This is a genomic window from Pseudomonas profundi (assembly GCF_008638305.1).
GTDB lineage: Bacteria > Pseudomonadota > Gammaproteobacteria > Pseudomonadales > Pseudomonadaceae > Halopseudomonas > Halopseudomonas profundi.
The window spans coordinates 44,919-53,153 of record NZ_VTPZ01000018.1; the positions used below are offsets into that span (position 1 = coordinate 44,919).

Consider the following 8,235-nt stretch of genomic DNA (forward strand, 5'->3'; position numbering starts at 1 on the left):
CACGGACAGCCAAACAAGAAGAAACAGGAGTTGTAACCATGAAATTGCTGCAATCAACCAAACGCTACATTTCCATCATGCTCACTGCCCTGTTCATGCTTACCAGTCTGGCAAGCATTCAGGCTCAGGCTTCAACTGCCATGGTGGGTACCCATGAGCTCATTGCCGAAGAAAAGCTGAATCTCGACCGCGACGCACTCAAAGGTATGCTTGCCGACCAGGACGTGCAGGACAAGCTGGCCAGCATGGGCGTATCGCCTGACCAGGTGGAGAAACGTATCAACAGCCTGACCGCCAGCGAACTGGCGAGCTTCAATGCCCAGCTCGACAATGCCCCTGCAGGTGCCGGCGTAGTCGGCGTGATCGTACTGTTCCTGGTGATTTTCGCGGTAACCGACATTCTCTGCGTGACCAATATCTACAGCTTCATCAACTGCGCCAGGTAAATCAGTGCCGCCTATCTGGCGCCTGATGGGCTTGCTAGGGCTGACAGCTTTGCTGTCAGCCTGCGCGGGCCGATCAATGATCCTGCCTGATCAAACCCTGCTGCGAGACGTCCCCCAGAAAATACTGCTGACTGACGTCCGCTTTCATCCACAGGATGAGTATCAATGCGGCCCAGCCGCCCTCGCCATGGTGCTCAGTCACCGAGGCCTTCCGGACACACCCGAGCAACTGGTAGAGCGCGTCTATATTCCCCAGCGCGAGGGCAGCCTGCAGGTCGAAATGGTCGCCGCGGCGAGAGAAAGAGATCTGCTTGCCTATCCACTGGATGGAAAGATCGAATCGGCCATACAGGAAGTGGCCGCAGGCAATCCGGTGCTGGTCATGCAGAACCTTGCGTTGAACTGGTACCCGCAATGGCATTACGCCGTGGTGATAGGCTACGACCTTGAACGACAGGTCATGATTCTTCACAGCGGATTGAATGCCGAGCAGCGCGAACCTTTCAGATTATTCAGTAAAACCTGGAACCGCGCCGATAACTGGGCGCGCGTCATGCTTCCGCCAGATCAGTTACCTGCCACTGCCGAGCCCCTGCCCTACCTCACCGCGGCCAGCGAACTGGAGCAGACCGGCAAACTGGAAAGCGCCCGCACGGCATACACGACGGCACTCAAGCAATGGCCAGACCAGCCTGCTGGGCGTTTCGGGCTGGGCAACGTAGCCTGGGCGCAGGGCCAGCGCGAAGAAGCAGCCCGGCATTTTCTCCAGCTCACAAAGGAACATCCGGGGCTCACAGTTGGCTGGAATAATCTTGCGGTAACGCTGGATGCGCTGGATTGCGAAGAAAGTGCCAAACAAGCGCGACACTGTGGAACCGGCCACTCCGATTGCCCGCCTGCATTCCACGAATCGCTGTTCAAGCAGTGCCCGCTTCACTGATAACAGCGTTTACTGCGTATTCTGCTCAGAATACTTTGCAAAGAAACAAAACAAGAACGCTGCAACACGTTATAAGTTATTGCGCAACCACTCTTAACATCTCGGTCAACCGCTTAATAATTAAAATGCCAATCCCGGCACAAATATACATTTCATACCGCGACAGAGGTCTCACCTCCTAAAGCAGCAGTATAGAGGGCTTGACGTCAGCCTTCGCTAATAACCATCCATGCCAGTAACGTTTTTCTGGCGTCACTATTAATAGTTTAACTCAATCTCCCATATAGCAAACCAGCGCACAGTTCGCGCCTTGTCGAGCCCGACGCTCAGAACTAGGATACACGCAGCTCAACGAAGTATGCGCAAGTTCTTGCGCTACCAACCGGAATCATATTGCTTGGCAGATATTCGTTGAGCACGTTCTATTCCGACCACATGAGTTGACAGTTACACACAACTTCGATGCACCAGTTGTTGTTCAGGAGAACACAGCATCGAAACGGATCGCGACCCAAAGGTCGCAACATCAAGGATAGATGGCGTCCATGCCCGTACAGCATTACCTTGAAAACGTGGCCCATAAGCCCATCAGCGATGCCGACTTTGCTGGCACGGATGTGCGCTACTCGCCCGAGTTCGAAGCTCTGGAAGCAGAGCTGGCCAAGACCGGCTCGCTGCACCAGGGCGAAGGTACGGACTGGGAAACTGTACGGGTCACCGCCGAAGCAATCCTGACCACCTCCTCCAAGGATCTACGCGTTGCCGCCTGGCTCGCCTGGAGCTTGTTTCAGGAGCAGTCCCTCAGCGGACTGCAGGCAGGTATCGCCGTGATCCACGCGCTGTGTACCGGGCACTGGTCCGAGCTTCATCCCCGCAAGATGCGCACCCGCTCAGCCGCTCTACGCTGGTTACAACCTCGTCTGGAGCAGGCCCTCGGCGAATGCTCGCCACAGCCGGATGATTTCGATGCGCTGCGGGCTATCGCTCCGCTGTTGCGCGGTCTTGATACGCAATTAAGCGCTCAGCTTGGTTCCGACACGCCCGAACTCCTGCCGCTTTGCCGGCGACTGGAAGAGCTGGTCAAACGCAGCGAACAGGAGCACACACCCCCACCCCTTGCTTCGACGCCGATCAAACCGGTGGTCGTATCTTCGTCCAGCTCCGATTCGGATACGCCACAATCGAGCAAGGACGCCCATAAGCTGCTGCGTCAGCTGCAGGATCAAGGGCGCCAGCTGTGCAGCTGGTGGCAACAACAGAAAGTCGGAGACGTGCGCAGCATCAAGCTGTCCAGAACATTGCTATGGCTACCGATCGACAACGCGCCAGAACACGACGCCAACAATGTTACGGCGCTGCGCGGACTGCCTGCGGACCGCCTGGCGGCCTATCAGGAACGCCTCGCTCAAGGTCACTACAGCGAACTGCTGTTGGACCTTGAGACCAGCATTGCCAGAGCACCGTTCTGGCTGGATGGCCAATACCTCGCCTGGCAGTGCTTGCAAAATCTCAATAACGAAGCAGCCATGCAGGAGCTGGAATCACAGCTCGGTGCCTTTCTCAAGCGACTACCTGACCTGCACACCCTGTGCTTCCACGATGGCGCGCCCTTTGCCAGCGGCGAAGCGCTGAACTGGATCACTACCCGTGTACTGGCTCAGGACCTCACCCATCAACCCGACGCGAACAGTGCAGCTGCAGCAAGCGACACCACAGCCGCCTGGAACAACGCATTGCAGGACGCTCTGGTCGTGCTGCGCGATGACGGGCTGAAAGCCGCTGTGCAGCACATCAAGCAGGCCAGCCAACAGGCGAAAGGTGGTCGCGATCGTTTTCACTGGAAACTGGCGCAAGCGCGTCTGTGCTACCACGCCGGAAAATACGAGATGGCCAGCGTCCAGCTCGATTCACTCGATCAGCTTCTCCAGACCAGCGGTCTGGGGGACTGGGAGCCCGATCTCAACCTGCAGGTATTGAGCCTGTCATATCGCTGCCGCGAGCGTCTGCCGCAGCAGCACATGCGTGAACGCAAGGAAGAGATCTACCGCAGGTTGTGCCACCTCGATCTTGAAGTGGTACTGGACCAGGCCTTCGGGCCATAACTGTAACGGAGAACGACCATGGCCAAAGACGGCTCAGTAGCACCCAAGGAACGCGTCAACGTCACCTTCACCCCTGACAGCGGAGGCGCTCAGGAGGAAGTCGAACTGCCATTGAAACTGATGGTACTGGGCGATTTCACCCAGCGTCAGGATGACCGCAAGATCGAGGACCGCAAGCCCATCGCGATCGACAAGAACAGCTTCGATGAAGTGCTCGGCAAGCAGGATCTGGGTCTGACCTTTGCTGTCCCTAACCGCCTGCAGGAAGACGGCGGCACGGAAGACCTCGCTGTTCAGTTGAAGATCAACTCAATGAAGGATTTTAACCCGGGCAGCCTGGTGGATCAGGTTCCAGAACTGAAAAAACTGATGGAACTACGTGATGCACTGGTGGCGCTGAAGGGCCCGCTGGGTAATGCACCGGCGTTTCGCAAGGCAATCGAGAGCGTGCTGAGCGATGACGACTCGCGCGAACGCGTACTGGCCGAACTGGGCCTCGCCGACCAACAACCGCAAAGCTGATCCGCTCAGACAAGGACGCTACAGATGAGTACTCAAGCCGCAACAGCCGCCGACCATGTAACCGGCGAAGTCAGCATTCTCGACAGCATCATCGCCGAAACCCGGCTCTCTCCCGAAGACGAAGCCTACGGTATCGCCAAGCGCGGCGTATCAGCCTTCATCGAAGAATTGCTCAAACCGCAGAACCAGAAAGAGCCGGTCAAGAAGGCAATGGTCGACCGCATGATTGCCGAGATCGACGCCAAGCTCAGCCGCCAAGTGGACGAGATTCTGCATCACCGTGATTTCCAGGCCCTGGAATCATCCTGGCGCGGCCTGAAGCTGCTGGTCGATCGCACCAACTTCCGCGAGAACATCAAACTGGAGCTGATCAACGCCTCCAAGCAGGACCTGTTGGAGGATTTCGAAGACAGTCCTGAAGTTACCCAGTCCGGCCTGTACAAGCACGTCTATACCGCAGAATACGGCCAATTTGGTGGCCAGCCGGTGGGCGCGCTGATTGCCAATTATTTCTTCGATCCCAGCGCGCCAGACGTCAAGACCATGCAGTACGTGGCCAGCGTTGCGAGCATGTCCCACGCCCCCTTTATCGCCTCGGCCGGCCCGAAATTCTTTGGGTTGGAAAGTTTTACAGGTCTGCCGGATCTGAAGGACCTGAAGGATCACTTCGAAGGTCCGCAGTTTGCCAAATGGCAGAGCTTTCGAGAGCAGGAAGATGCGCGCTATGTCGGCCTGACTCTGCCCCGCTTCCTGTTGCGCAACCCCTATGATCCGGAAGACAACCCGGTCAAGAGCTTCGTCTATAAAGAAAACGTGGCCAACAGTCATGAAGACTATCTGTGGGGCAACACCGCGTTCACCTTCGCCACCCGCCTGACTGAAAGCTTCGCCAAATTCCGCTGGTGCCCGAATATCATCGGCCCGCAAAGTGGCGGCGCAGTCGAGGACCTTCCGCTCCACCACTTCGAAAGCATGGGCGAAATCGAAACCAAGATTCCCACCGAAGTACTGGTGTCTGACCGCCGCGAATATGAACTGGCCGACGAAGGCTTCATCGCCCTAACCATGCGCAAGGGCAGCGACAATGCCGCGTTCTTCTCCGCCAACTCAGCACAGAAAGCCAAGTTCTTCGGCAACAGTGAAGAAGGCAAGACTGCCGAACTCAACTACAAGCTCGGCACTCAGCCGCCCTACCTGTTCATCGTCAACCGCCTGGCCCACTACCTCAAGGTCCTGCAGCGCGAGCAAATCGGTTCGTGGAAAGAGCGCACCGATCTTGAACTTGAACTGAACAAGTGGATTCGCCAGTACGTTGCCGACCAGGATAACCCTAACCCGGAAGTACGTGGCCGCCGTCCGCTCCGCGCAGCTCAGATCAATGTCAGTGACGTCGACGGCGAGCCAGGCTGGTATCGGGTGACGCTGAGCGTTCGTCCGCATTTCAAGTACATGGGCGCCGATTTCACCCTGTCGCTGGTGGGCAAGATGGACAAGGAGTAAGCACCGTGAGCTATGGCAGCCTGTTCGAGCGTCTCGGTGGCGAAAGCGCCAGACGCAGCAGTTGGCAGCATGAAAAGGCCGTGACGGCATCGGTTGCCAGTCATCTGGCGAAGATGCTGAGTACCCGTGCCGGCAGCGTGCAGGCGTTGCCGGATTATGGGCTGCCTGATCTCAATGATATGCGCTTGTCATTGCATGATTCACTGCAGCAGGCGCGTATCGCTATAGAACGTTTTATCGAGAACTACGAACCCCGCTTATCCAGGGTGCGGGTCATCTCGTTGCCGCGTAACCATGATCCGCTGAGCCTGGCCTTTGCCGTGGAAGGCCTGCTGGAAGCCGATGGTTTCCGGCAACAGGTGAGCTTCTCGGCGCGCCTCGATGGCAGCGGCCAGGTTCGGGTTCAATAAGGAGCACAACCATGTCTGGCAAACCGGTCGCCCGCATCGGCGACATGACTGAATGCCCGAAGGACAAGCACGGCAGCAACCCGATCACCCAGGGATCACCCGATGTCCTGATCGAGGGAGTGCCGGCAGCGCGTATGGGCGACCCGACCGCGTGCGGCAGTATGCTGGTCGGTGGCGTCAGCGGCAGTGTCATGATCAACGGCAAGCCCGCCGCAGTACTGGGCAGCACCGGAAACCATGGCAATGCCGTGGTCTCAGGGTCGACGACTGTTGTAATCGGCAAATGACTGCCATGTATTCAAGGGACTGATCCGTGTCATTCAATCACTACTATCAGAGTGAGCTGTCCGCGCTGCGCCAACAGGGCAAGCGCTTTGCCGAGCGTAGCCCGGCACTGGCGCCTTTCCTCGGGCAGAGCGGTCGCGACCCGGATGTTGAGCGCCTGCTCGAAGGCTTCGCTTTTCTCACGGGACGTCTGCGGCAGAAGCTCGACGATGAACTGCCAGAACTCACGCATTCGCTGATGCACCTCCTGTGGCCCAACTACATGCGGCCGCTGCCAGCCTTCAGCATGCTGCAATTCGATCCGTTGAAGCGCTCCGGACCTGCACTGATGGTCGAGCGCGACACGCCGGTTGAATCGCGCCCCATCGAAGGGGTGACCTGCCAATTCCGTACGGCCTATGTGACCGAGGTCATGTCCCTGGCACTGAGCCAGCTGGACTATTCAGTCAAAGGTGACGGAGCACTGCTTAACCTGCGACTGAGCATGACTGCAGACGGCCATCTTGGCGATTTGAATATGCGCAGCCTGCGGCTGCATCTGGCGGGCGAGCGGTATATCAGCCAGATGCTGTATCTCAGCCTGCTGCGACACCTTCAGGGAATCAGCCTGGTACTGCTGGACAAGGCAGGCAAACCCGTCACCGACGCAATCGGCGCGCCATTGGCCGCCCTGCATATCGGCGCGGAACAGGTCTTGCCGGTTGGTTTTGCCGAAGATCAGGCGCTGATTCCCTACCCTTTGAATACCTTCCGTGGTTATCGCTACCTGCAGGAATACTTCGCCTTTCAGGAAAAGTTCCTGTTTGTCGATGTGAACGGCCTGGAACGCATTCGTCAGCTGCCTGCAGACGTGCTCAAGCAAGTGCGCGGCATGGAGCTGCGGTTCGATATTCGCAAATCCAGCCTGCAACGCATTCGACCTACCCTGGATAACGTTCGCCTGTACTGCACGCCGGTGGTCAACCTGTTCAGTCATGACGCTACCCCCATTCGCCTGGACGGCCGTCAGGATCAGTATCTGCTGCGCCCAGCCGACTACGGCAGCAACCAATGCGGTGTGTTTTCCGTGGACCGGGTGACCGGCTGGAAGCCAGGCGGCATGGGCTACGAGGAATACGTGCCGTTTGAGTCCTTCGAGCATGACACCAGCTTCGATGTGGATCAGGCCCGGCCGCACTACAGTCTGCGCCAACAGCCGTCACTGCTCGGCGATAGCCAGGACACCTATCTCAGCTTCGGGCTGCGCCAGGTTGACCAACACGAAACCCTCTCCATTGAGCTGACGTGCACCAACCAGAATCTGCCACGCCAACTGGCACTCGGTGATATCTGTCTGCCCAGCGAGGAAACGCCGGAATTTCTCACCTTCCGCAATATCAGCGCGGTAACTCCTTGCTATGCCCCGCCGTTACACGAGGATTTCCTCTGGAAGCTGATCAGCAATATGTCACTGAATTACCTGTCGTTGGCCAACGTCGAGGCGCTCAAGGTGATCCTCGAAACCTATGACCTGCCGCGCCATTACGACAAACATGCAGCCAAGGTCAGTCAGCGCCTGCTGGGCGGCCTCAAACACATCGGCCACAGGCACGTCGACCGTTTGCATCGCGGATTGCCGGTGCGAGGCGTGCGCACGGAACTGCTGATGGATCCGGAAGGCTATCTGGGCGAAGGCGATCTGTTTGTATTCGCCTCGATACTGAACGAGTTCTTTGCACTCTATGCCAGCCTGAATTCCTATCACGAGCTGGTCGTCAAAAGCACACAGGGAGAAGTGTACCAATGGACGCCGCGCATGGGGCAGCAGCCCCTGCTTTGAACAACCTGCCAGGCCGGAGTATCCGCGAGTACAGCCTGTTTCAGGGCGTCCTTCTGGTGCTCGATCAACTGCGCCAGGCACACCCTGAGCTGGATGACGAGGCGCTGTACGACCTGCTCGAATTCCGTGCAAATCCAAGCATGGGCTTCCCCGGGAGCGACATCCAGAGCGTCGTATATGGTCCCCTCCCTCTTTGCAAGGCCTCCAGCAT

At 57.8% G+C, this 8,235-nt stretch carries 8 protein-coding genes and 1 pseudogene; all 9 read left to right on the top strand.

Annotated features, from left to right (window positions below):
* The first annotated feature begins 38 nt into the window (after window positions 1–38).
* A complete protein-coding gene (locus tag FZE95_RS18160; protein ID WP_150302237.1) occupies window positions 39–446 on the top strand; it encodes a PA2779 family protein in 408 nt (135 codons plus the stop codon).
* Between the two features lie 4 nt (window positions 447–450).
* Entirely contained in the window at window positions 451–1,386 is a 936-nt protein-coding gene (locus tag FZE95_RS18165; protein WP_150302238.1) for a PA2778 family cysteine peptidase, read from the top strand.
* A gap of 536 nt (window positions 1,387–1,922) precedes the next feature.
* A complete protein-coding gene (tssA, locus tag FZE95_RS18170) occupies window positions 1,923–3,488 on the top strand; it encodes a type VI secretion system protein TssA (RefSeq protein ID WP_150302239.1) in 1,566 nt (521 codons plus the stop codon).
* Between the two features lie 18 nt (window positions 3,489–3,506).
* Complete coding sequence (tssB, locus tag FZE95_RS18175; protein ID WP_150302240.1) at window positions 3,507–4,010, top strand: type VI secretion system contractile sheath small subunit; 504 nt, start codon at window positions 3,507–3,509, stop codon at window positions 4,008–4,010.
* 24 nt (window positions 4,011–4,034) lie between these two features.
* Window positions 4,035–5,510, top strand: a complete 1,476-nt coding sequence (tssC, locus tag FZE95_RS18180; RefSeq protein ID WP_150302241.1) for a type VI secretion system contractile sheath large subunit — start codon at window positions 4,035–4,037, stop codon at window positions 5,508–5,510.
* Between the two features lie 5 nt (window positions 5,511–5,515).
* A complete protein-coding gene (tssE, locus tag FZE95_RS18185; RefSeq protein ID WP_150302242.1) occupies window positions 5,516–5,920 on the top strand; it encodes a type VI secretion system baseplate subunit TssE in 405 nt (134 codons plus the stop codon).
* A gap of 11 nt (window positions 5,921–5,931) precedes the next feature.
* The gene (locus FZE95_RS18190) at window positions 5,932–6,207 is read left to right on the top strand and encodes a PAAR domain-containing protein (RefSeq protein WP_150302243.1); all 276 of its coding nucleotides are present in this window, start codon (window positions 5,932–5,934) and stop codon (window positions 6,205–6,207) included.
* 26 nt (window positions 6,208–6,233) lie between these two features.
* Window positions 6,234–8,024, top strand: a complete 1,791-nt coding sequence (tssF, locus tag FZE95_RS18195) for a type VI secretion system baseplate subunit TssF (RefSeq protein WP_150302244.1) — start codon at window positions 6,234–6,236, stop codon at window positions 8,022–8,024.
* A pseudogene (locus FZE95_RS18200) lies at window positions 7,988–8,235 on the top strand (hypothetical protein); the annotation flags it as partial. The gene tssF and the pseudogene FZE95_RS18200, both read left to right, overlap by 37 nt.